Below are 22,198 nucleotides of genomic sequence, written 5' to 3'. Positions count from 1 at the left end.
GTATCACGCCCGATCCGCGACGCGTTCGCCGAGCAGGCCCTGGGGCCGGATCAGCAGGACGACGATGAGGAGGACGAAGGCCCATACGTCCTTCCAGGCGCCGCCGCCGAAGAGTTCCATGCCGGGGACGTCGCTCATGTAGCCGATGGCGAGGGATTCGGCGACGCCGAGGACGATGCCGCCGAGCATGGCGCCGTAGATGTTGCCGATGCCGCCGAGCACGGCTGCGGTGAAGGCCTTGAGGCCCATGAGAAAGCCCATTCTGAAGCCGATCACGCCCTGCTTGAGCCCGTAGGCGACGGCGGCGATGGCGGCGAACGCGGCACCGATGGCGAAGGCCATGACGATGATGCGGTCGGTGTTGATGCCCATGAGCTTTGCGGTGTCGGGGTCCTGGCTGGTGGCTTGCATGCCGCGGCCGGTGCGGGTCTTGGAGACGAAGAGGCCGAGGGCGATCATGCAGATGGGGGCGGTGATGAGGACGAAGAGGTCACCGCGCTGGATGTGGGCGCCGAAGATGTCGATCGCTTCGCCCTTGAACTGGGGGAAGGAGCGGTCCTTCTTGGCGTCGGGGTACCACTTCCAGATGGCCTGCTGGAGTGCGAGGGAGAGTCCGATGGCGGTGATCAGTGGGGCCAGTCGGGGGGCGTTACGCAGGGGCCGGTAGGCGAAGCGTTCGGCGGCTGTTCCGACGGCGACGGAGCATATGACGCCGCCGATGATCATGAGTGGGATGATTGCGAGGAGGGAGACGCCGGCCGGCATCCAGAGGTACACGGTGAGAGCTCCGAAGCCTCCGATCATGAAGATCTCGCCGTGGGCGAAGTTGATGAGCTGGATGATTCCGTAGACCATCGTGTAGCCGATCGCGATGAGACCGTACATCGCGCCGAGGATGAGTCCATTGGCCAGCTGTTGCGGCAGTTCGTTCACCGCAGGGCCTCCGTGGAGTGGTTCGGATATGGCACCGCGCGGGAGCGCTGGTAGCGCTCCCGCGCGGTCTGGGTGTCAGTTCAGTGCGTGCCCGGGAGGGCCTGCGGGGGTCAGGGCTTGTAGGCCTCGCTGAGCTTGGAGGTCCACTTGCCGCCGTCGACCTGGTAGGCGGTCATCATGGTGTTGGTGGTGTCGCCGAACTCGTCGAAGGAGACGGGGCCGGTGACGCCGTCGAACTTGACCTTGGCCATGGCGTCGAGGACCTTGACGCGGGCGTTGTCGGGGAGCTTGCCATTGTTCTCGGCGACGGCGAGCTTGACGGCCTCGATGATCGCCCAGGTGGCGTCGTAGGTGCCGCCGCCGTACGCCTCGTAGGCGTCCTTGTATCCGGCCGTCTTGTAGTCCGCGATGAACTTCTTGGCGGAGTCGAGCTCCTCGACGGGCTTGCCGACGGAGGTGGCGATGTCGCCCTGGGCCTTCTTGTTGAGCTTGATGAAGTCGGCGCTGTACATGCCGTCGCCGCCCATGAGGGGGATCTGGACGCTGTCCTTGAGCTGCTGGCTCAGGGGCGCGCCGGCGGGGTACTCACCGCCGTAGTAGACGGCCTTGGCGCCGGACTTCTTGACCTTGGTGACGACGGCGTTGAAGTCGCGGTCGTCGGGGTTGACGTGGTCGGTGCCGACGATCTTGCCGCCGAGGGTGGTGAAGGTCGCCTTGAAGGAGGCGGCGAGACCGGCGCCGTACGGCTTCTGGTCGTCGATGAGGTAGACCTGCTTGATCTTCGCGTTGTTGAAGAGGTACTTCGCTGCGAAGGCGCCCTGGATCTGGTCCGTGGTGGCGGTGCGGAAGTAGGTCTTGTAGGGGCGCTTCTTGTCGCCGGTCTTCCAGTTGTCGCCCTGGGTCAGCTCGGTGCCCGTGTTGGCGGGGGAGATCTGGGTGAGGGAGGCGTCGTTGAGCGGCTTCTGCATCGACTGGGAGACGCCGGAGTTCAGCGGGCCGACGACGCCGACGACGGTGTCGTCGTCGATGAACTTCTGGGCGTTCTGCTGGCCGACGGAGGGCTGTGCCTGGTCGTCGAGCGGCTTGACCTCGAACTTGATGCCGGGGACGGTCTTTTCCTTGTTCGCCGTCTTGGCGGCGAGGTCCGCGGAGTTCTTGATGCCGAGGCCGAGGGCGGACAGGTCGCCCGTGATGGGCGCGTCGACGCCGATGACGACGGTCTGGGTGTCGCCGCTGCTGCTCTTCTTGCTGTCGTCGCGCGACCCGCAGGCGGTGAGCGTCAGGGCTCCGGTGGTGAGCACTGTGGTGAGGATGAGCAAAGAACGGTGTCGCACGAAAGGTCCTTTCCCTGGCGCGGCCTCCTCTGCTTGAGGTGCCGTGTCGTTCGCCGGGCCGTACTGGGTTGGTACAGGGCCGTGCTGCAGACGCGCCCGGCGGCGCGGTGACTGGCCGTGACTCTAGGCGCAGGTGGCGGAGTCGGGGATGGGTCGGCGGAGGATGTGACTGTCTTGTTATGCCGTTGAGGAAGGCTTGAGGTGGCTGTGCGGACATGTACGGCTTTTTACTGGACGGCAAAGTGACCGCATTCTGAGAACGCGCAGCTCTGCTAAGGGGCTTGAGGCGATCTTGGTGCTGTCGCGTCATTGGGGGTGTGAGGGCGCGACGGAGTGCCCGGTGTCTGCGGGGCCGGGTTCTTTGTGCTGCCCGGCGGCGCTCCGGGATCGGGTGCTTGTTACACAGTGTTATGCCGGGTGGTGTGTGGTCCACGCCCTGTGGTGTCGGTGAGCTGTGTGTGGCTGCCGAGTGGGCCACACAATGGGTTTCGGGGTCAAGGGTGTTGGGTGTGGAAATTGTTCAACGGTCTTGTGCGGGCGGCTTGTTGTGCGTGGATATGACTCTGCCCGGCCGGATTTTTCATCCGGCCGGGCAGGGGGTGTGTTCTGGTGCCGGCGGGTCAGGCGGCTGCAGTCTTGGGGGCGTCGCGGAGCAGGCAGGTGAGGCGGGCGGTGCAGACCCTCTTGTCCTGTTCGTCGGTGATGGTGATCTCGTAGGTGGCGGTGGAGCGGCCGCGGTGTACGGGGGTGGCGGTGCCGGTGACGAGTCCGCTCCGTACCCCTCGGTGATGGGTGCAGTTCAGGTCGACGCCGACGGCGATCTTGGTGGCGCCGCCGTGGAGCATGGTGCCGATGGAGCCGAGGGTTTCGGCGAGGACGGCGGAGGCGCCGCCGTGCAGGAGTCCGTAGGGCTGGGTGTTGCCTTCGACGGGCATGGTGCCGACGACGCGGTCCGCGGAGGCTTCGACGATCTGGATGCCCATGCGTTCGCCGAGGTGTCCGGCGGAGAAGAGTGCGGGCAGGTCGACGCCGAGGGCGGCGTACTCGTCGATGATCTCCTGGGGGAACTTGGGTGCGGTTTGCTCGCCCATGGGGTCCGGCTCCGATCGTCTGCGGTGGTTCGTCGTTCTCTTGTCGTGTGCGTCGTTCTTATCAGACGGCTGAGCGAACGCTTAGGGCGTGTTCCGGAAGGAGCGTCGTCCGCCTGCAGGGCGGCCCGGCCGCCGCCTGGCAGGCGGGACTTTCGAAACACGCCCTGGTGGGCTGGGTGTGCGGATCGTCTCCGGATGCTCTGCTCCCGGACGTCCTGACTGCGGGCGTCCTGACCTCGGACGTTCTACTCCTTGATGTTCTCGAAGCGGACGACGACGGACTTGCTCGCGGGGGTGTTGCTGGTGTCGGCGGTGGAGTCGAGCGGGACCAGCACATTGGTCTCGGGGTAGTAGGCGGCGGCGCAGCCCCGGGCGGTGGGGTAGTGGACGATGCGGAAGCCGGGGGCGCGGCGTTCGACGCCGTCCTTCCATTCGCTGACTAGGTCGGTGAAGGCGCCGTCGGTGAGGCCGAGGGTGCGGGCGTCGTCCGGGTTGACCATGACGATGCGGCGGCCGCCCTTGATGCCGCGGTAGCGGTCGTCGAGGCCGTAGATCGTGGTGTTGTACTGGTCGTGGGAGCGCAGGGTCTGCAACAGCAGTCTGCCTTCGGGGAGTTCCGGGTATTCGACGGGCGCCGCGGTGAAGTTGGCCTTGCCGGTGGCGGTGGGGAATCGGCGGGAGTCGCGCGGGGCGTGCGGGAGGGTGAATCCGCCGGGGCGGGCGATGCGGGTGTTGAAGTTCTCGAAGCCGGGGACGACGCGGGAGATGCGGTCGCGGATCGTTGCGTAGTCCTTCTCGAACTCTTCCCAGGGGGTGGTGGATCCGGGGCCGAGGACGGCGCGGGCGAGGCGGGCGACGATGGCGGGTTCGGAGAGCAGGTGGGGGCTTGCGGGGGTGAGGTTGCCGCGGGAGGCGTGGACCATGCTCATGGAGTCCTCGACGGTGACGAACTGCTTGCCGCTCGCCTGGATGTCCTTGTCGGTGCGGCCGAGGGTGGGCAGGATCAGGGCGCGGGTGCCGGTGACGGCGTGCGAGCGGTTGAGCTTGGTCGACACGTGGACGGTGAGGCGGGCGCGGCGCATGGCGGCCTCGGTGACGTCGGTGTCGGGGGTGGCCGCGACGAAGTTGCCGCCCATGGCGAAGAAGACCTTGGCGTCGCCGTCGCGGAGGGCCTGGATGGAGCGGACGACGTCGTAGCCGTGGTGGCGTGGTGAGGTGATGCCGAATTCCTTGTCGAGGGCGTCGAGGAATGCGGGGGCGGGGCGTTCGAAGATCCCCATGGTGCGGTCGCCCTGGACGTTGGAGTGGCCGCGGACGGGACAGACTCCGGCGCCGGGCCGTCCGATGTTGCCGCGGAGCAGGAGGAAGTTGACGACTTCGCGGATGGTGGGGACGGAGTGTTTGTGCTGGGTGAGGCCCATGGCCCAGCAGACGATGGTGCGCTTCGAGGCGAGGATCATGGTGAGGGCCTGCTCGATGGTGGCGCGGTCGAGTCCGGTGGCGGTGAGGGTCTCGTCCCAGTCGGCGGCGCGGGCGGCGGCGGCGAATTCCTCGTACCCGTGGGTGTGTTCGCGTACGAAGGTGTCGTCGACGGCGCCTTCGGTCTCCAGGATCATCTTGTTGAGGAGCCGGAAGAGGGCCTGGTCGCCGCCGATGCGGATCTGCAGGAAGAGGTCGTTGAGGGCGGTGCCCTTGATCATGCCCTGGGGTGTCTGCGGGTTCTTGAACCGTTCCAGGCCGGCTTCGGGCAGCGGATTCACCGAGATGATCCTGGCGCCTGCGGATTTGGCCTTCTCCAGGGCGGAGAGCATCCGGGGGTGGTTGGTGCCGGGGTTCTGTCCGGCGACGATGATCAGGTCGGCCTGGTGGAGGTCCTCGAGGGAGACGCTGCCCTTGCCGATGCCGATGGTCTCCGTGAGGGCGGAGCCGGAGGACTCGTGGCACATGTTGGAGCAGTCCGGCAGGTTGTTGGTGCCGAATTCGCGGGCGAACAGCTGGAACAGGAACGCGGCCTCGTTGCTGGTGCGGCCAGAGGTGTAGAAGAGCGCTTCGTCGGGGGAGCCGAGGGCGCGCAGTTCCCCGGCGATGATCTCGAAGGCCTGTTCCCAGGTCACTGCCTCGTACCGGTCGGCGCCTTCGGGCAGGTACATCGGCTGGGTGATGCGGCCCTGCTGGCCGAGCCAGTAGCCGCTGCGGGTGGCCAGGTCGGCCACGGGGTGGGCGGCGAAGAATTCGGGGGTGACGCGGCGCAGGGTGGCTTCTTCGGCGACGGCCTTGGCGCCGTTCTCGCAGAATTCGGCGGTGTGCCGTTTGTCGCCCTCGGGCCAGGCGCAGCCGGGGCAGTCGAAGCCGTCCTTCTGGTTGACCTTGAGGAGGGTCCGGGCGGTGCGGCGGATGCCCATCTGCTGGTGGGCGATGCGCAGGCTGTGGGCGACGGCGGGCAGTCCGGCGGCGGCGTGCTGGGCCGGCTCGACGTGCGGTGCGTCCTGGACCGGGTCACCGGTGGGCGGCTTGGTGGCCATGTCTGCTCCCCTTTGAGCCAGCTGCGAACCTGCGCGGTGTCGCTTCGTGTGTTTCCGGGTTCTTCTGTCTCCGGCGATGGTGTCACGCGGCGTGGGACGGGTGCCGGGCGAGTGGTGTGCGGTCCGGATTGTCGGTGGTCCGTGGCAGGATCGGGGGCGTGGCTGAGACGGCATCGAAGAAGACGGCAGACAACCGACCGCGCCTGCTCCTGATGGACGGGCACTCCCTGGCGTACCGGGCGTTCTTTGCGCTGCCTGCGGAGAATTTCACGACAGGGGCGGGGCAGCCGACGAACGCGGTGTACGGCTTCGCGTCGATGCTGGCGAACACGCTGCGTGACGAGGCGCCCACGCATTTCGCGGTGGCTTTCGACGTCTCGCGCAAGACGTGGCGGTCGCAGGAGTTCCCGGAGTACAAGGCGACCCGTTCGAAGACGCCGGACGAGTTCAGGGGGCAGGTCGAGCTGATTGGCGAGCTGCTGGACGCGATGCATGCCGATCGTTTCGCGGTCGACGGTTTCGAGGCGGACGATGTGATCGCCACGCTGGCGACGCAGGCGGAGGCGGCCGGGTTCGAGGTGCTGATCGTCACCGGTGACCGGGATTCGTTCCAGCTGATCACGGACAACGTCACGGTGCTGTACCCGACGAAGGGCGTGTCGGAGCTGACGCGGTTCACCCCGGCGAAGGTCGAGGAGAAGTACGGGCTGTCGCCGCAGCAGTACCCGGACTTCGCGGCGCTGCGCGGGGACCCGTCGGACAATCTGCCGGGTATTCCGGGGGTCGGTGAGAAGACGGCCGCGAAGTGGATCAATCAGTTCGGTTCGTTCGACGAGCTGGTCGCGCGCGCCGACGAGGTCAAGGGGAAGGCCGGGCAGAATTTCCGGGACCATCTGGAGTCCGTGAAGCTGAACCGGCGGCTGACCGAGATGGTCCGGGATGTGGAGTTGTCGAAGGCTCCGCAGGATCTGGAACGTGCGCCGTACGACCGCTCGGCGGTCACGGGTGTGCTCGATGTGCTGGAGATCCGTAACCCGAGCCTGCGCGAGCGCCTGCTCGCCGTGGACCCGGGGGCTGCGGAGGTCGAGGCCCCGGCGCCGGCCGCGGGTGTCGAGCTGGACGGTGCGGTGCTGGGTGCCGGTGAGCTCGCGCCGTGGCTGGCCGAGCACGGCGGGCAGCCGCTCGGTGTCGCCACGGTCGACACCTGGGCGCTGGGCACCGGCAGTGTGACGGAGGTCGCACTGGCCGCCGGCGGCGGGGCGGCGGCGTGGTTCGACCCGGCGCGGCTCGACGAGGCGGACGAGCGGGCGTTCGCCGCCTGGATCGCGGATGCCGGGCGGCCGAAGGTCATGCACAACGCGAAGAGTGCGATGCGGGTCTTCCCGGAGCACGGCTGGCAGGTCGACGGCGTCACGATGGACACGGCGCTGGCTGCGTATCTGGTCAAGCCCGGCCGGCGGTCCTTCGCGCTGGACGCCTTGTCGGTGGAGTATCTGGGCCGGGAACTGGCCCCCGCGGCGGCGTCCGACGGGCAGCTGGCGTTCGGTGCGGACGACCAGGCGGAAGCCGAGGCGCTGATGGCGCAGGCCCGTGCGGTCCTTGATCTGGGCGAGGCGTTCACCGTGCGGCTGCAGGAGGTCGGCGCCGCCGAGCTGCTGCACGACATGGAGCTGCCGACGTCCGCGCTGCTGGCCCGCCTGGAGCGGCACGGCATCGCAGCGGACCGGGAGCACCTGGAAGGCATGGAGCAGCAGTTCGCCGGCGCGGTGCAGCAGGCGGTGAAGGAGGCGCACGCCGCGGTGGGCCGTGAGTTCAACCTCGGGTCCCCCAAGCAGCTTCAGGAGGTTCTCTTCGGTGAGCTGGGGCTGCCGAAGACGAAGAAGACGAAGACGGGTTACACGACGGACGCGGACGCGCTGGCGTGGCTGGCGGTGCAGACGGAGCACGAGCTGCCGATCATCATGCTGCGCCATCGCGAGCAGGCGAAGCTGCGTGTGACGGTCGAGGGCCTGGTCAAGACGATCGCGGCGGACGGCCGCATTCACACGACGTTCAACCAGACGGTCGCGGCGACCGGCCGGCTCTCGTCGACCGACCCCAATCTGCAGAACATTCCGGTCCGCACGGACGAGGGCCGGGCGATCCGGCGCGGTTTCGTCGTCGGTGACGGGTTCGAGACGCTGATGACGGCGGACTACAGCCAGATCGAACTGCGGGTGATGGCCCACCTGTCGGAGGACGCGGGCCTGATCGAGGCGTTCACGTCCGGTGAGGACCTGCACACGACGGTGGCCTCGCAGGTTTTCGGTGTCGAGAAGTCCGCTGTCGACGCGGAGATGCGCCGCAAGATCAAGGCGATGAGTTACGGGCTCGCGTACGGGCTCTCCGCGTTCGGTCTGTCGCAGCAGCTGAACATCGAGGCGGGTGAGGCGCGCGGTCTGATGGACACGTACTTTGAGCGGTTCGGCGGGGTCCGTGACTATCTGCACCGGGTGGTTGAGGAGGCCCGGGCCACCGGCTACACGGAGACGGTCTTCGGCCGTCGCCGCTACCTCCCGGACCTGAACAGCGACAATCGGCAGCGCCGTGAGACGGCTGAGCGGATGGCGCTGAACGCACCGATCCAGGGGACGGCGGCAGACATCGTCAAGGTCGCCATGCTCCAGGTCGACCGGGCGCTCACCGAGGCGCAGTTGAAGTCCCGGATGCTGCTCCAGGTCCACGACGAAATCGTGCTGGAGATCGCCAAGGGTGAGCGGAAGCAGGTGGAGGAGATCCTGCGCCACGAGATGTCGACGGCGGTGCAGCTGCGTGCCCCGCTGGATGTGTCGGTCGGTGTGGGTGCGGACTGGGAGTCCGCCGCGCACTGACGTGAGCGGGGCGGTCCCGGCGGTCGTACGGTGCTCAGTCGCCGGGCGGGCTCGATGCGAAGTCCGTCCGGCGGCCGGGGTCCGCGGCCCCGGTGGCCGGCCGGTTTCGTCTCCGTTCGCGGAGGCGGATCCACACCCCGTACAGCACCAGTCCGACGGCGAGGCCGGCTCCGGCGCCGAAGCAGGCGGTGGGGATGATGTCCAGTGGTGTGTCGATGTGCCCGAAGTACGTGTACCAGCGGGCGCACCGATGGACGATGCCGAGCAGCACGCAGAGGCTCAGCAGGGTGCCCGCGTACCACAGGTCCCGGTGGCCGAGGGCGGGTAGGGACGGCGGGGCGGGGCGGGCCCCGGTCCGCCGCAGCCCCGACGCGGTGAACCAGGTGAGGACGGTCAGCGCCACGGCCGAACTGCCGTACTGCACGTACTGGAACACCGGAAGGCCGCCGATGCTCTCGCCCAGCACCGGCACCAGCCGGGTGCCCCACCGGTCGTGATGGGTGAACGCGTCCCACACCACATGGCTGCCCGCCCCGAGGACCGCCGACAGCACGAACCACGCACCGTCGCGCACCCCCCACGGGCCGCGCCGCTCTCCCCGTACGAAGGTGTACACGCGCCCCTGCCCGGACTGCGGGATCAGTGTCACCAGTGGTTCGCGCAGCAGCAGCCACAGGGCCACCACGGCCGCGGTGATCAGGACATCCACCGTGAACACACCCCATACCGCGTGGGTGACCGCTCCGAACTCCATCGCGCCCGGGATTGCCGTGTCCGCGTAGTACGTCATGTCGGGGGCGAACGAACCGGCGACGAGCGCCGAGGCGACGAGGGGTCCGCGCCCGGTGCCGTTCCGGCGGATCACCGGGAGGACGGCGGCGGCATGGCTCAGGGTGAACGGCATGGCGGCAAGTATGTGTGAGCACGCCGGTGGCGACCCGGTGTTCTTGCGATGCACAGGCGACGCCCGTCGTACAACTTGCGGTATGCAACGTGAAATACCGGTAAGAAGCAGTCAGGTCACTGTGTTCGAGCGGCACAAGTTGCCGTAGGGTCGCCTGAGTCCTTGCGCTGGGGAGCGCGGGCAGTCGTCGACGGGGAGGGACCAGACATATGGCAGCGCAATTCGGCCGCCGACTGCGCCGAGGGGCGACCACCACTGCGGTGGCCGCAGTTGCTGTGGCGGCGCTCGCCGCCTCGCAAGGCCCCGGTGCGGTACTCGCATCGTCCGGCGCCGACAGCGGTGGTGACCAGCCGTCCGTCGGTTCCACACCGCCCGACGATCCCGCGGCCAGCGGCAACTCGCCGTACTACACGGACCTGCCTCCGCTGGTCAGCCCGAACAAGCCCGGTACGTCGACGAATCTGCCGATAACCGGCAGTGCGCAATCAGGCATACCGGCTTCGGTTCTGGCTGCGTACAAGAAGGCCGAGCGGTCTCTCGCGGACAGCGACGCGGCCTGCCGGCTGCCGTGGCAGCTCCTCGCCGCGATCGGGAAGGTCGAGTCCGGACAGGCCCGCGGCGGCCGGGTCGACGCGAACGGCACCACGTTCTCCCCGATTCTCGGCCCGGTCCTCAACGGTCAGGGCTTCGCCATGATCAAGGACACCGACAACGGGGTGTACGACGGGGATTCGACGCACGACCGTGCGGTCGGCCCGATGCAGTTCATCCCGTCGACGTGGGCGACGTGGGGCCAGGACGGCAACGGCGACGGCCGCAAGGACCCCAACAACATCTACGACGCGGCGCTCGCCGCCGGGCACTATCTCTGCGCCGGGTCGCGCGACCTGGCGGTGGCGGCTGATCTCGACCGGGCGGTCCTCAGCTACAACCACTCGAACGAATACCTCCGTACGGTCCGTTCCTGGTTCGACTACTACAGGCGCGGCACGCACGAGGTGCCCGACGGCACCGGCGTCGTCCCGCCGCCCCTCGGCGGCGGCACGGACCCGAGCCCGAACCCCGGCACGTCGCGGACGCCTTCGCCATCGCCGTCGCCGACCCCGCCCCCGAGCCGAAAGCCGGACTCGAAGCCCACGAAGCCGGGCGGCGGTTCGAAGAGCCCTGTGCCGAGTCCCGAGCCGACACCGTCGCAGACCCTCGGCGCCGTGGAGAACGCGGGAACCGGCAAGCTGACCGCCACCGCGGGCGACGCGTTCGCCGAACGGATCAAGGTGCGGGCGAAGAACAGTCTGGGCGGTCCGCTCGCCAAGGTGTCCGTCACCTTCACCATCGCCGGTGACACCGACGCCCGCTTCGAGGGCGGGAAGACCGCGGTCACCCTGGCCACCGGTGCCGACGGCACGGTGACGGCTCCGGTGCTGCAAGCGGGCGAGAAGACGGGCCGGTTCACGGTCCGGGCCATCGCCACCGGACGTTCGCTGCCCGCCGTCCCGTACACCGCGACCGTGACGGCCCGGCAGGCCGACGCGATCGCCAGGACCGACGACAAGGCACTGACCGCCGCCCCCGGAGCCGAGTTCGCCGACACCGTCGCGGTCAAGGCGACGTACCGGGGTGCGGTCGCGTCCGGTGTCGCCGTCACCGCGACGATGATCACCGACGGGGGCACGCCGGTGGAGAACGACAAGGGCCCGTACTTCAAGGACGCGGGCGGCAACCCGGTCCGCACCCTGACGGACCTGAAGACCGGCGCCGACGGTACGCTGACGCTCCCGAAGATCTACGCCGACGACACCACGGGTACGTACAGGCTCCGCCTGACCACCGAGGGCGGCGCCACCGTCGTCATCGAGCTCGACGTCGAGGCGCCCGCCGCCTGACGGCAACCCCGGAGCCGTACCGCGTTCTCAAGCAGCCCCTGTGCCACCACCCGGCACCGGGGCTGCTTCAGTCCGACCGGCAATAGGGGGCGTCACGGGGCCGGGGCGCGCACCCCAGCCCCGCTCCTTCACCCACCCCCCATTGCCGGTCGGTCTTACGTGTTCTCATCTCGCGTCTCCATTGCTACGGTGCCGCAATCTTGACGATCTGTCAGATCTGCGCTCTCCAGGAGGCCGAGCATGCGTGCCGTCATCGCCGCCGCCATCGGGCTGGCCGCGGCCCTCGCCCTTGTGTTCACGGTCACCGCGATCGGCGCACCACCCGGCGAGACCTCGCCCAAACCTCTGCTGACCACCGTCCCCGGACCCAAGAAGTAGAGGGAGGGTGCCATGCGCCGCCGAGCCGGACTCGTACTCCTGGCCTTCGCCGTCTTCTTCGCCGCGCTGTCGCCACTGCTGCGCTGGTACGCCTTCCCGCGGCTGGCGAAGATCCCGCCCGGCCAGTACCAGGAGATGGTTCTGGAGGCGAAGCCCGCCACGCTCCTCGACTACAACGACGGCATGAAGGTCAAGGAGGTCCCCAAGGTCACCATCGTGCAGACCCTCAAAGGAAATGTGGAGGAGTCCGAGAAGATCGAGCGCAGCGCCGGCCGCGACGTCGTCGTCTGGGACACCCTCAGCTACGTGGCCGGCCCGAACGGCGCGATGGTCTCGCAGATTCCCGAGCGCTACATCTTCGACGCGCACAGCCAGGCCCCCGTCCACGCCACCGGCGAGAGCGTCGACGGCGACCCCGTCGAGCGCGAGGGCATCGAGTTCAAATGGCCGTTCCTCACCGAGAAACGTGACTACGAGTACTTCGACGCCCAGACCCGCACCAGCTCGCCGATCCACTACCGGGGCACCCGGACGTTCCGCGGCATGGACGTCTACTACTTCGAGCAGACGATCCCGTGGACCAAGGTTCCGATGCCGAAAAAGATGCCGATCGAGGGCGTGACCGCCGCGCAGGTCGCCAAGACGGGCATGACCCGCTGGTACACCACCAAGCGGATGTTCTGGGTCGACCCGGTCACCGGCGCGCCCGTCAACGGCGAGGAGATCCACAAGGAGGAGCTGCGCAACGCGAAGGCGATGGGGATGCCCGAGGACACGGTCACCGCGTTCGCCGGACACGTGAAGATGCGCGAGGACTACGTCGAGTCCACCGTCGCACTGGTCTCGTCCCAGCGTGTGCTGATCCTGCTGCTCACCTCGTACCTGCCCCGGGGTTTCCTGATCCTTGCCGCCGGGCTGCTGGCGCTCGCGCTGTGGCTGGAGGCCCGGTCCCGGCGGCCGGGCGGCCGGGAGCCGGAGGCGGCGACCGCGCCCGCCCCGGATCCGGCGTCTACCCCCGTCTGAGCCGCGCCGAGGTGTACCGGGTCGCCGCGACCGTCGTCGGGTCCTCCGGCCATGGATGCTTCGGATAGCGGCCGCGCAGCTCCGCCCGCACCGCCCGGTAGCCGTCCTGCCAGAACGATGCCAGGTCGGCGGTGACCGCCGCCGGGCGGCCGGCGGGGGAGAGCAGGTGCACGAGGACCGGCACCCCGGCCACCTCCGGTGTCTCGGTGAGACCGAACAGCTCCTGGAGCTTCACTGCGAGCACGGGCTGCACCCCGCCGTACTCGACCCGGATCCGGGACCCGCTCGGCACCTCGATCCGCTCGGGCGCCAGCTCGTCCAGCCGGGCTGCCTCGCCCGTCGCCCACGGCAGGAGCCGCCGCAACGCCTGCCCGGCGTCGATGCCGGCCAGGTCGGAGCGGCGGCGGGCCCGTGACAGCTCGGGCTCCAGCCATTCCTCGGTACGCGACAGCAGCGCGACGTCCGACACATCGGGCCACGGGGCCCCCAGCTCCCGGTGCAGGAAGGTGAGCCGCTCGCGCAGCTGCCCGGTCTCCCGGGTCCAGCGCAGCAGGCCCAGCCCCTCGCGCCGCAGCCCGTCGACGAGCGCTGCCCGCACCAGCGCGGGGTCCGGCTGCTTCAGCGCGCGCACGGACAGTTCGACAGCGCCCAGGCGTTCCACGGAGCGGGCCACCACGTCCTGGCCGTCCCACCTGACTTCCTCGCCCGCGAACCGCAGATGCCCGGCGGCCTGCCGCGCCGTGTCCTCGTCGATGACGGCTGCGAGCCGCACCCGTGCGGACGCCGCGTGCGCCGGGCGGTCGGCGACCGCGACGGCCAGCCAGGGTGCGCTGCGCAGCCGCGATCCGTCCCGCAGCTCCGCGCCCGTCCCCGACGCCATCAGGAACGTTCCTTCGCCCCGGGCCCGCGCCACCCGCTCCGGGAACGCCAGCGCGGCCACCAGGCCGACGGCGGCATCATCCGTGCCGGAACCCGTGCCGGAACCGCCGCGGGCGCCTTCCAGGGCCGACGACAGCCGCCGTACCTCCTGCCGCCAGCGTGCCGCGTAGCCGTCGCCGCCCCGCCGGGCGGTACGCAGCGCCGCCGCCAGGTCGTCCCCGTACTCCCGTGGCGGCTCCTCGCTCAGCAGCGCCACCACCTCTGCCGCCCGGCGCCCGCCCACCTCGGCCGCGCCGTCCAGCAGCGCGCGGGCGAGCCGGGGATGCAGGCCGAGCCGTGACATCCGTACGCCCCGGTCGGTCACCCGGCCGGCCGTGTCCACCGCGCCGACGGCCGTCAGGACCTCGCGGGCTGCCCCCATCGCACCGGCGGGCGGCGGGTCGAGCAGCGCCAGCCCCGACGCGTCCGGATCGCCCCAGCAGGCCGTCTGCAGGGCGAACGCCGCCAGATCGGCCACCTTGATCTCCGGTGACGGGAACCGGGCGAGCCGCCCGTCCTCCACCTGTTCCCAGCACCGGTACACCGCACCCGGCGCCTCACGCCCCGCCCGGCCCGCCCGCTGCTTCCCGGTGGCCTGCGAGGCCCGCACGGTCGTCAGCGCGCTCAGTCCCCGGGCATGATCGGTACGCGGCTCCCTGGCCAGGCCCGAGTCGACGACGATCCGCACCCCCGGCACCGTCAGCGACGACTCCGCGACGGAGGTCGCCAGTACCACCCGGCGCCCCTCGGACGAGCCCGCCAGCACCGCGTCCTGCACCGCCGCCGGTGCCCGCCCGTGCACCTGCAGCACCTCCGCGGGCACCCCCGCCAGCTGTCCCGCCACCCGGCCGATCTCCCCGACCCCGGGCAGGAAGCAGAGCACGTCGCCGTCCCGCTCGGCGAGCGCCCGGCGCACCACCGAGGCGACATGCGTCAGCAGCGCCGGGTCGACCCGCATCCCGTGCGGCGGCCCGACCGGTCTCACCGGCGGCGCCCACACCACCTCCACCGGGTGCGACACGCCCTGCGCCTCGACCACCGGCGCATCGCCGAGCAGCCGCGCCCACCCCTGTGCGTCCGTCGTCGCCGACGCGGCGACCAGCCGCAGATCGGGCCGGATCGCCTCCCGTACGTCGAGGAGGAAGGCGGCGACCGTGTCCGCGTCCAGATGCCGTTCATGACACTCGTCGATGATCACCGCATCGACCCCGGCGAGCTCCTGGTCGCGCTGGAGCCGTTGCAGGAGCACGCCGGTGGTCACCACCTCCACCACCGTGTCGCGCCCCACCACGCGCTCCCCGCGGACCGTGAACCCCACCCGCTCCCCGGTCTGCTCCCCGAGGAGCCACGCCATGCGCCGCGCCGCCGCGCGGGCCGCGATCCGGCGCGGTTCGGCGACCACCACGCGTCGCGCGGGGCCGTCGCCGACCAGGCCGGCGAGGACCAGCGGGACCAGCGTCGTCTTGCCGGTGCCGGGCGGTGCGCAGAGCACCGCGACACCCCGGTCGTCGAGCGCCTGCCGGAGCGCGGGCACGGCGGTACGGACGGGCAGCCGGTCGAGTGCGTCGGTACGGATCACGCCCCCAGTGTCGTACGACGGGTGCCCGGGCCCGTACGGCGGGAGCGGCCGGTCGCGCACGGCCAGGGCTCAGCCGTGCCGGCCGGAGCTTCAGTCCCGTACGCAGACGAAGATCGCCGTGCCCGGGATCAGGTTTCCGCGCAACGGGGACCAGCCGCCCCACTCCTGGTGGTTCCAGGCGGGCCACTCCGGCTCGACCAGGTCGACCAGACGGAACCCGCCGGCCACCACGTCCCGCACCCGGTCGCCCACGGTCCGGTGGTGCTCGACGTACACGGCGTTGCCCTGCTCGTCCTGCTCGACGTACGGGGTGCGGTCGAAGTAGGAGGCCGCGACGGACAGGCCCTCGGGCCCGGGCTCGTCCGGGAACGCCCAGCGGATCGGATGCGTCACCGAGAAGACCCAGCGGCCGCCCGGGCGCAGCACCCGGTGCACCTCGCGGAAGACCTGTACGGGGTCGGCGACGAACGGCACCGCGCCGTAGGCGGAGCAGGCCAGGTCGAAGGAGCCGTCCCGGAACGGCAGCTGCCCGGCGTCCGCCTCCACCAGGGGCACCTCGTCGCCGATCCGCAGCGCGTGCTGGAGCTGGCGGTGGGAGAGGTCGAGGGCGACGGCACGGGCACCCCGGGCGGCCAGCCAGCGCGAGCACTGCGCCGCGCCCGCCCCGATCTCCAGGATGTCCAGGCCGCTCAGCGACTCCGCAGGGCCGAGCAGGCCGGCCTCGGCCTCGTCGAGGCCCTCCGGGCCCCAGACGAAACGGTCGTCGCCGAGAAAGGCGCCGTGGTCGCTCTGGTACTCGTCGGCGTTCCGGTCCCACCAGCCGCGACTTGCCCGGCTGCTCTCCGCTTCGCCGGCGCTGCGGCGGGTCGCTTCCGGTTCGGTGGTGCAGATCTCTTGGCTCATCGTGTCCGTCGTTGTAGTTTGCCTTCACCCCACCGCACGCGGTACGTACCTGGGGTACCCCTGAGTACGGAACCGTACTCACGCAACGCGGCCGGAACCGATGTGGCCTCGGGGAACAGGAATTGTGCCGGATATGGGCCCTTGCGTCCCCCGTGTGCGCCTTCGCGCATTGACCCTGCCCGGCCACGCCCGTATGCTACAAGTTGCGCTGCGAGCCTGCGCGCCTCAGACCTAGCAGGCCGCGCTTGCGTCTGTTGCATGTCCCCTCGGTTCACGAGGCGCCTCCGGCTCGCCGGGTCGGGTGCTTCCTCGGCTGTCCGGCTTCTGCAGAGGCGATACGGGCTCTCGGCGTAGCAGTACCTACGACTCACTGTCCGTACCGGAGCCCTTTCCCACATGACGAGCAGCACCGAGACCACCGCCACCACTCCGCAGGTTGCGGTCAACGACATCGGCGACGCGGACGCGTTCCTCGCGGCGATCGACGAGACGATCAAGTACTTCAACGACGGCGACATCGTTGACGGTGTCATCGTCAAGGTTGACCGGGACGAGGTTCTCCTCGACATCGGTTACAAGACCGAAGGTGTCATCCCGAGCCGCGAGCTCTCGATCAAGCACGACGTCGACCCGAACGAGGTCGTCAAGGTCGGCGACGAGATCGAGGCCCTGGTTCTCCAGAAGGAGGACAAGGAAGGCCGCCTGATCCTCTCGAAGAAGCGCGCTCAGTACGAGCGTGCCTGGGGCACCATCGAGAAGATCAAGGAAGAGGACGGCATCGTCACCGGTACCGTCATCGAGGTCGTCAAGGGTGGTCTCATCCTCGACATCGGCCTCCGCGGCTTCCTCCCGGCGTCGCTCGTCGAGATGCGTCGTGTCCGCGACCTCCAGCCCTACGTGGGCAAGGAGCTCGAGGCCAAGATCATCGAGCTGGACAAGAACCGCAACAACGTGGTCCTGTCCCGCCGTGCCTGGCTCGAGCAGACCCAGAGCGAGGTCCGTCAGACCTTCCTCACGACCCTGCAGAAGGGTCAGGTCCGCTCCGGCGTCGTCTCCTCGATCGTCAACTTCGGTGCCTTCGTGGACCTCGGTGGCGTCGACGGTCTCGTGCACGTCTCCGAGCTGTCCTGGAAGCACATCGACCACCCCTCCGAGGTTGTCGAGGTCGGCCAGGAAGTCACCGTCGAGGTTCTCGACGTCGACATGGACCGCGAGCGCGTCTCGCTGTCGCTCAAGGCGACGCAGGAAGACCCGTGGCAGCAGTTCGCCCGTACGCACCAGATCGGGCAGGTCGTTCCCGGTAAGGTCACGAAGCTCGTTCCGTTCGGTGCGTTCGTGCGCGTCGACGAGGGCATCGAGGGTCTGGTCCACATCTCCGAGCTGGCCGAGCGCCACGTGGAGATCCCGGAGCAGGTCGTCCAGGTCAACGACGAGATCTTCGTCAAGGTCATCGACATCGACCTCGAGCGCCGTCGCATCAGCCTCTCGCTGAAGCAGGCCAACGAGGCGTTCGGCGCCGACGCCGCCTCGGTCGAGTTCGACCCGACCCTGTACGGCATGGCCGCGTCCTACGACGACCAGGGCAACTACATCTACCCCGAGGGCTTCGACCCCGAGACCAACGACTGGCTCGAGGGCTACGAGACCCAGCGCGAGGCGTGGGAGACGCAGTACGCCGAGGCGCAGGAGCGCTTCGAGCAGCACCGCGCCCAGGTCATCAAGTCCCGCGAGGCCGACGAGGCCGCTGCTGCCGAGGGTGCTGCCGCCCCGGCCGGTGGCGCCCCGGCTGCCTCCGGCGCCGGCGGCTCGTACTCCTCGGAGTCCGCGGACAACTCCGGCGCCCTGGCGTCGGACGAGGCCCTGGCTGCCCTGCGCGAGAAGCTGGCGGGTGGCCAGAGCTGACGCTCTGACCCTCCGGCCGGTCATCGGCTGCAGTAGTTGACAGTGAGGCCCGCTCCCTTCGGGGAGCGGGCCTCACTCGTTTCCGCGGCCGGACGGAAGGCGGTCACCGCACCGCACCGCACACGCGCGTTCCGGCTGAGACCGACCGCCCCCATGTGCCGGTCGGTCTTGACCACCCTGTGAAAGGGCGCAGACCGGGAATGCCCGTGTCCCGCAGGGCGTTCTTCCCCAGGAAACGAGGAGGAGCGGTAACCGTGCCTGATCCGCAGAGTTTGTACGAATGGGAGCCGAAGGGCCTGGCCGTCGTCGACATGGCGCTCGCCCAGGAATCGGCCGGCCTGGTCATGCTCTACCACTTCGAGGGGTACATCGACGCGGGTGAGACCGGCGAGCAGATCGTGGACGGCTTGCTCGAGACGCTGCCGCACCAGGTCGTGGCCCGCTTCGACCACGACCGGCTCGTCGACTACCGCGCACGGCGCCCGCTGCTGACCTTCCGGCGTGACCGCTGGGCGGCGTACGAGACCCCGACGCTGGACGTCCGGGTGGTCCAGGACGCCACCGGGGCGCCCTTCCTGCTGCTCTCCGGGCCCGAGCCGGACGTGGAGTGGGAGAGGTTCGCCTCCGCCGTCGAGCAGATCGTCGAGCGGCTGGGGGTGCGTCTCGCCGTCAACTTCCACGGCATCCCGATGGGTGTCCCGCACACCCGGCCGGTCGGCATCACGCCGCACGGCAACCGCACGGACCTGATGCCCGGCCACCGCAGCCCCTTCGACGAGGCACAGGTCCCCGGCTCCGCCGAGGCACTGGTGGAGTACCGGCTGATGGAGGCCGGACACGACGTCCTCGGCGTCGCCGCCCATGTGCCGCACTACGTCGCCCGCTCCGCGTACCCGGACGCCGCGCTCACCGCACTGGAGGCGATCACGGCCGCGACCGGCCTGGTTCTGCCGGCCGTCGCGCACTCCCTGCGCACGGAGGCCCACCGCACGCAGACGGAGATCGACCGCCAGATCGACCAGGGAGACGAGGAGCTCGTCTCGCTCGTCGAGGGGCTTGAGCACCAGTACGACGCGCTCGCGGGCTCCGAGACGCGCGGCAACCTGGTCGCGGAACCGGTCGACCTGCCGTCCGCCGACGAGATCGGCCTCGAATTCGAACGGTTCCTCGCCGAGCGGGAGGGCGACGGCTGACCGCCGGCCCGGACGGCGTGACCGGGCCATGACGGCGCCCGGAGGCGGCGCTACTCTCTCGACCATGCTGAAAGTGGGCCTGACCGGCGGAATCGGTGCCGGCAAGAGCGAAGTGTCACGACTGCTCGTCTCGTACGGAGCGGTACTGGTCGACGCCGACCGGATCGCGCGCGAGGTCGTCGAGCCCGGAACCCCCGGACTCGCGGCCGTCGTCGAGGCCTTCGGCGAGGGCATCCTCACCGCCGACGGCACCCTGGACCGGCCGAAGCTCGGCTCCATCGTCTTCTCCGACGCCGACCGGCTCGCCACGCTCAACGCGATCGTCCACCCGCTGGTCCGCGCCCGGTCCGCCGAACTGGAGCGGGCGGCGGGTCCCGACTCCGTCGTCGTCCACGACGTCCCCCTCCTCGCCGAGAACGGACTTGCCCCGCTCTACGACCTGGTCGTCGTCGTGGACGCCGCCCCCGGGACCCAGCTCGACCGGCTCGTACGGCTGCGCGGCATGACGGAGGCCGAGGCCCGCGCCCGGATGGCCGCGCAGGCCACCCGTGAGCAGCGACGGGCCGTCGCCGATCTGATCGTCGACAACGACGGACCGCTGGAGGCGCTGGAGCCACAGGTCCGCAAGGTCTGGGAGGAACTGACGCAGCGGGCCGCCGCCGTCCCCGGGCGGGACTGACACGGCGGGCCGCCGCGGGCCGCTCCACCGACCGGAATACCGGCACCCGGCCGGACGTTGGAAACGGGTTGACGAAGGGAAGGATGCGACCGTGCCCGAGAGGACCCCGGAAACCCATGTGATCGACTTCCGCGCGGCCGAACGCCTGCTGGCCGCGCGCGACCCGCGGGGCGCGGTCAAACTACTGGACTCGGTGATCGCGGCCCATCCGGAGAACACGGCCGCCCGTCTGCTGCGCGCACGCGCCTTCTTCGCCGCCGCACAACTGCGCCCGGCCGAGCTGGAATTCGAACTCGTCCTGGAGCGCGAACCGGACAACGCGTTCGCGCACTTCGCGCTGGCCCGTACCTTCCAGCGCTCCGGCCGTTCGGAACAGGCCGTGCGACACTTCCGGCTGGCCGCCGCTCTCGACCCGAACCCGGAGTATCTGCGGGCGGCCCGCTTCGACACGGACGGCTGACGCCACGGGTCGCGTCTGCCCCGACCGACCTGTGCCTGACGACCGGCCGGGCCCCGCGCCGGGACGGAGCTCAGTGCCCGTACCGGCCGCGTCCACCGTGGTCCGGTTCGTACGGGGGGATGTTGCGGCCCGGCTGGTAGTGCGGGCCCTGGTGGATGTGGTGGACGATCACTGCCAGATCCACCAGCGTCAGCAGCAGGAGCAGACCGCAGGCCGCGGCCCAACCCGGGCGGTCGACCAGGCTGAAGGCTGTCAGGCCGAAGACCGCCCAGGCCATGCCCCATAGACTCAGGCACAGCCGCAGGCGCAGCGGGCTACGTGCGGTCAGCGGTTCATTACCGGTACGCATGGTGATCGCCTCTCCTCCCAGGATGGACCCGCGACGGCGGTTTTGAGTAACGACGACAGAATGTGGGGGACCGTCCGTGAACGGCACACCATGGGGGCACAGCGCCACTCGCCGGGCCCGGGTCCGCGGGTCGCTGCTCGGCGGCGCGATCGGGGACGCCCTGGGGAACCCGGTGGAGTTCCTGTCGCTCTCCGGTATCCGCCGGGCGTACGGGAAGCAGGGCGTCCGGGAACCTGTCGCGGACGAGGACGGGGTCGTCGGCCGGGTCACCGACGACACGCAGATGACCCTGTTCACCGCGGAAGGGCTGATCAGGGCGCACTCCCGGGCCATGTCCACAGGGATGGGCGGCGCCGAGACCGCGATGGTCCGCAACGCCTATCTGCGCTGGCTCGACACCCAGAGCCATCCGGCACCGCCCGCCCGCGGCAGGGACGACCTCATACGGACCGGGTGGCTGCGGCAGCAGCGCTTCCTGTACGCCCGCCGCGCCCCCGGCAATGCCTGTCTCACTGGACTCGCGGCCGGCCACATCCCCGACCCGACGGGACCGATCGGCCTGCCGGGTCCGGTCAACACCGGGTCCAAGGGATGCGGCACGGTGATGCGGTCCGCGCCCTTCGGCCTGATCGGCGAGGGAGCGGCGACCGGCTTCGCACTCGCCGCCCGCTGCGCCCAGATCACCCATGGGCATCCGACCGGTGCGTTCGCCGCCGGGGCCCTCGCCGCGATCATCGCCCATCTGCTGGAGGGCGATTCGATGGCGGGCGCCGTGCTGCGCGCCATGGAGCTGCTGGCCCGCCACCCGGGGCACGAGGAGACGACGGCGGTGCTGCGCGCGGCCGTCGACCTGGCCGCGCAGGGGGCGCCGACCGCCGAGAAGGTGGAGTCGCTGGGGGCGGGCTGGGTGGCCGAGGAGGCCCTCGCCATCGCCGTGTACTGCGCCCTGGTGCTGCCCGGCGCCGACGAGGTGGCGGAGTCGCTGCTGCTCTCGGTCAACCACTCCGGCGACAGCGACTCCACCGGCTCGGTCTGCGGCAATCTACTCGGCGCCCAGCACGGTGACGTGCAACTCCCGGCTCCCTGGCTCGTGCTGACGGAGGGGCGGTCCGTGATCGCCGAGCTGGCGGATGATCTGTGCCTGGAGTTCGAGCAAGCGGTGGCGTGGCCGCAGGAGCGCTATCCGGGGTGCTGACGGACACCGGGCGGCGAGGAGCCCGGCGAGGGAAGGCGCCGCGTGCCGGGAACCGTTCCCAACACCCCTTCGTTCAGCTGCA

The 22,198-nt window shown here is 70.0% G+C and carries 17 protein-coding genes; 9 read left to right on the top strand and 8 right to left on the bottom strand.

Annotated elements, in window-relative coordinates; translation table 11 throughout:
* Nucleotides 1-3: 3 nt before the first annotated feature.
* From ACNPQM_RS12825 to ACNPQM_RS12810, 4 genes are all read right to left on the bottom strand, one after another.
* A complete protein-coding gene (locus ACNPQM_RS12825) occupies nt 4-933 on the bottom strand; it encodes a branched-chain amino acid ABC transporter permease (protein ID WP_358860792.1) in 930 nt (309 codons plus the stop codon).
* Nucleotides 934-1,043: 110 nt separating this feature from the next.
* On the bottom strand, nt 1,044-2,252 hold the full coding sequence (locus ACNPQM_RS12820) for a branched-chain amino acid ABC transporter substrate-binding protein (RefSeq protein WP_418084145.1): 1,209 nt from the start codon (nt 2,250-2,252) through the stop codon (nt 1,044-1,046).
* 635 nt (nt 2,253-2,887) lie between these two features.
* The gene (locus ACNPQM_RS12815; RefSeq protein WP_418084075.1) at nt 2,888-3,358 is read right to left on the bottom strand and encodes a PaaI family thioesterase; all 471 of its coding nucleotides are present in this window, start codon (nt 3,356-3,358) and stop codon (nt 2,888-2,890) included.
* Nucleotides 3,359-3,603: 245 nt separating this feature from the next.
* Entirely contained in the window at nt 3,604-5,880 is a 2,277-nt protein-coding gene (locus tag ACNPQM_RS12810) for an FdhF/YdeP family oxidoreductase (protein WP_418084074.1), read from the bottom strand.
* Nucleotides 5,881-6,038: 158 nt separating this feature from the next.
* On the opposite strand from ACNPQM_RS12810, the gene polA reads away from it, so the two are divergent.
* Nucleotides 6,039-8,750: a DNA polymerase I gene (gene polA / locus ACNPQM_RS12805; protein WP_418084073.1), complete on the top strand. Its 2,712-nt coding sequence runs from the start codon at nt 6,039-6,041 to the stop codon at nt 8,748-8,750.
* Nucleotides 8,751-8,784: 34 nt separating this feature from the next.
* Here polA and ACNPQM_RS12800 read toward each other — a convergent pair whose 3' ends face one another.
* Nucleotides 8,785-9,654: a DUF4184 family protein gene (locus tag ACNPQM_RS12800; RefSeq protein WP_418084072.1), complete on the bottom strand. Its 870-nt coding sequence runs from the start codon at nt 9,652-9,654 to the stop codon at nt 8,785-8,787.
* Nucleotides 9,655-9,863: 209 nt separating this feature from the next.
* On the opposite strand from ACNPQM_RS12800, the gene ACNPQM_RS12795 reads away from it, so the two are divergent.
* The 3 genes from ACNPQM_RS12795 to ACNPQM_RS12785 all read left to right on the top strand — a co-directional run bounded on the left by ACNPQM_RS12795 (nt 9,864) and on the right by ACNPQM_RS12785 (nt 12,938).
* Nucleotides 9,864-11,537: a lytic transglycosylase domain-containing protein gene (locus tag ACNPQM_RS12795; protein ID WP_418084071.1), complete on the top strand. Its 1,674-nt coding sequence runs from the start codon at nt 9,864-9,866 to the stop codon at nt 11,535-11,537.
* Nucleotides 11,538-11,777: 240 nt separating this feature from the next.
* Nucleotides 11,778-11,915 (top strand): SPW_0924 family protein, encoded by a 138-nt coding sequence (locus ACNPQM_RS12790; protein WP_266986840.1) that lies wholly within the window; start codon nt 11,778-11,780, stop codon nt 11,913-11,915.
* 12 nt (nt 11,916-11,927) lie between these two features.
* Nucleotides 11,928-12,938, top strand: a complete 1,011-nt coding sequence (locus tag ACNPQM_RS12785) for a DUF3068 domain-containing protein (protein ID WP_418084070.1) — start codon at nt 11,928-11,930, stop codon at nt 12,936-12,938.
* On the opposite strand, the gene hrpB is transcribed toward ACNPQM_RS12785, so the two are convergent.
* The gene (gene hrpB, locus ACNPQM_RS12780) at nt 12,925-15,435 is read right to left on the bottom strand and encodes an ATP-dependent helicase HrpB (RefSeq protein WP_418084069.1); all 2,511 of its coding nucleotides are present in this window, start codon (nt 15,433-15,435) and stop codon (nt 12,925-12,927) included. The genes ACNPQM_RS12785 and hrpB overlap by 14 nt on opposite strands.
* A 90-nt stretch (nt 15,436-15,525) precedes the next feature.
* The gene (locus tag ACNPQM_RS12775) at nt 15,526-16,338 is read right to left on the bottom strand and encodes a class I SAM-dependent methyltransferase (protein ID WP_418084068.1); all 813 of its coding nucleotides are present in this window, start codon (nt 16,336-16,338) and stop codon (nt 15,526-15,528) included.
* A 396-nt stretch (nt 16,339-16,734) separates the two neighbouring features.
* Here ACNPQM_RS12775 and rpsA point away from each other — a divergent pair, with 396 nt between their 5' ends.
* The 4 genes from rpsA to ACNPQM_RS12755 all read left to right on the top strand — a co-directional run bounded on the left by rpsA (nt 16,735) and on the right by ACNPQM_RS12755 (nt 20,572).
* Complete coding sequence (rpsA, locus tag ACNPQM_RS12770) at nt 16,735-18,240, top strand: 30S ribosomal protein S1 (protein ID WP_358860801.1); 1,506 nt, start codon at nt 16,735-16,737, stop codon at nt 18,238-18,240.
* 254 nt (nt 18,241-18,494) lie between these two features.
* Complete coding sequence (locus tag ACNPQM_RS12765; protein ID WP_358860802.1) at nt 18,495-19,433, top strand: PAC2 family protein; 939 nt, start codon at nt 18,495-18,497, stop codon at nt 19,431-19,433.
* 64 nt (nt 19,434-19,497) lie between these two features.
* Nucleotides 19,498-20,112 carry a dephospho-CoA kinase gene (gene coaE / locus ACNPQM_RS12760; RefSeq protein ID WP_418084067.1) on the top strand — a complete coding sequence of 205 codons (615 nt, stop codon included), beginning with the start codon at nt 19,498-19,500 and terminating at the stop codon, nt 20,110-20,112.
* A gap of 91 nt (nt 20,113-20,203) precedes the next feature.
* Nucleotides 20,204-20,572, top strand: a complete 369-nt coding sequence (locus ACNPQM_RS12755; protein ID WP_037691838.1) for a tetratricopeptide repeat protein — start codon at nt 20,204-20,206, stop codon at nt 20,570-20,572.
* A gap of 70 nt (nt 20,573-20,642) precedes the next feature.
* On the opposite strand, the gene ACNPQM_RS12750 is transcribed toward ACNPQM_RS12755, so the two are convergent.
* Nucleotides 20,643-20,921 (bottom strand): DUF6343 family protein, encoded by a 279-nt coding sequence (locus tag ACNPQM_RS12750; protein WP_358860804.1) that lies wholly within the window; start codon nt 20,919-20,921, stop codon nt 20,643-20,645.
* A 76-nt stretch (nt 20,922-20,997) separates the two neighbouring features.
* On the opposite strand from ACNPQM_RS12750, the gene ACNPQM_RS12745 reads away from it, so the two are divergent.
* On the top strand, nt 20,998-22,116 hold the full coding sequence (locus ACNPQM_RS12745) for an ADP-ribosylglycohydrolase family protein (protein WP_418084066.1): 1,119 nt from the start codon (nt 20,998-21,000) through the stop codon (nt 22,114-22,116).
* The last annotated feature ends 82 nt before the right edge of the window (nt 22,117-22,198 follow it).

This window comes from Streptomyces sp. NPDC056231 (assembly GCF_048270745.1).
In the GTDB taxonomy this organism is placed as follows: Bacteria; Actinomycetota; Actinomycetes; order Streptomycetales; family Streptomycetaceae; genus Streptomyces.
This window is presented reverse-complemented; position numbering and strand designations above follow the sequence as displayed.